1 pseudogene is annotated in these 219 nt (G+C 40.6%); it reads left to right on the top strand.

The annotated features are described in order from the left end of the window. Positions 1-219, top strand: a pseudogene (locus V6252_RS13295) (hypothetical protein); the annotation flags it as partial.

The raw sequence follows: 219 nt of genomic DNA, 5'->3' as shown, positions 1-219 counted from the left end.
GTTATGTCCGTCATGAGCATTCTTATCATGTATTTGGTCGCCATAATCTCATGGTGTATTATGCGCAAGACTATAGCAGTTCGCTGAGCGCAGAGAATGTTCGGCTCTCTTATAAGGATTTATTGACAGATATTAATGTCCAGTTACAAGAGCCAGTAATCGACGATTTATTTTTACTGGGCGTAGAGTTTAGACCATGCGAAGGCAGTGTAAAAACTG

The organism is Psychrobacter proteolyticus (assembly GCF_038155145.1).
In the GTDB taxonomy this organism is placed as follows: Bacteria; Pseudomonadota; Gammaproteobacteria; order Pseudomonadales; family Moraxellaceae; genus Psychrobacter; species Psychrobacter proteolyticus_B.
This window is presented reverse-complemented; position numbering and strand designations above follow the sequence as displayed.